This is a genomic window from Dyella choica (assembly GCF_003977665.1).
GTDB classification, from domain to species: domain Bacteria; phylum Pseudomonadota; class Gammaproteobacteria; order Xanthomonadales; family Rhodanobacteraceae; genus Dyella_B; species Dyella_B choica.
In genome coordinates, this window is sequence record NZ_RYYV01000058.1 from 1 (window position 1) to 1,251 (window position 1,251).

A 1,251-nucleotide genomic window follows, 5' to 3' on the forward strand; every position below is an offset into this window, starting at 1 on the left:
CCGTCATCGGGATTGCTGCGAGGGAATGTCCCGGTTTGCAGGCTGTCCAGATTCAGTTCGGTCGCGTCCACGGCCAGGCGCCCGGTCATCGCTTGCCGTGTCAACCAGCGCACCGGGCGGGCATCTTCCCGCATGTAGGCAATGCGCTCGGCCGGATAGCTGGCATCCAACGGCAGATAGGCGGCGCCGGCCTTGAGCACGGCGAGCATCGCGATGATCAGTTCGCTCGAACGCGGCAAGGCGATCGCCACGAGATCCTCGGCCCCGATGCCGTCCGCGATCAGATAATGGGCGAGCTGATTGGCACGCCCATTGAGTTCTGCATAGCTCAGCGTGGCATCTTCGCAGACCAGCGCGGTGGCTTCGGGCGTTGCGGCAGCCTGCTGCTCAAACAACTGCGCCATGCTCGTGCCGGGAACGGCCTGGGCGGTGACATTCCAGGCATCCAGTTGCGCCTGTTCCTCTGCGGTCAATGGATCGAGGCGTTCCAGGCACTGGTCCGGATCGCTGGCAACCGCTTCGAGTATCCGCACTAGCCGCTGTAGGATCTGTTGCGCTGTAGCCGGCGCATACAAATCGCAGGCGTACTGCAGGCTGCCGCGCAAAGTTTTCTCACCTTGCGCGTCGCGCCCTTCGGCAAAGTCAAAACTCAGGTCGAACTTGGCTGGGCTGTAGCCGGTTGCCTGCGGTGCGACGGTGAGACCGGACAGTTCCAGGCGTCCGCCGGCATTGTTCTGCAGGCTCAGCATCACCTGGAACAGCGGATGCCGGTTGAGCGCACGAGTGGGATTGACGATTTCCACCAGTCGCTCGAACGGCAGATCCTGGTGTGCATAGGCGGCCAGATTGTTTTGACGGACCCGCTTCAGCAGTTCACGGAAGCTGGGACGGCCTGATACATCCGTGCGCAGCACCAGGGTATTGACGAAGAAGCCGACCAGCTCATCCAGCGCTTCGTCGGTGCGCCCGGCGATGACCGTGCCGAGCGGAATATCCGTGCCGGCGCCGAGTCGGGACAGGGTCACCGCAACAGCCGCATGCAACAGCATGAACAGACTGGCCTGGGTGTCATGCGCCAGTTGCAGCAGGCGTGCATGCATGTCTGCATCGAGCTGGAAGGAGACGTCCGCGCCCCGGAAGCTGGGGCTCGCCGGACGCGGAAAATCGACGATCAAGTCCAACTGCTCGGGAAGGCCCGCCAGATGCTGTTGCCAATACGCGATCTGCGCGGCGATGACACTGTTCTTGTCG

The 1,251-nt window shown here is 63.0% G+C and carries 1 protein-coding gene; it reads right to left on the minus strand.

All coding sequences use genetic code 11. The features are described 5' to 3' along the window. Positions 1-1,251: condensation domain-containing protein (locus EKH80_RS23920; RefSeq protein WP_158628939.1), on the minus strand; the 1,251-nt coding region annotated here is incomplete at both ends.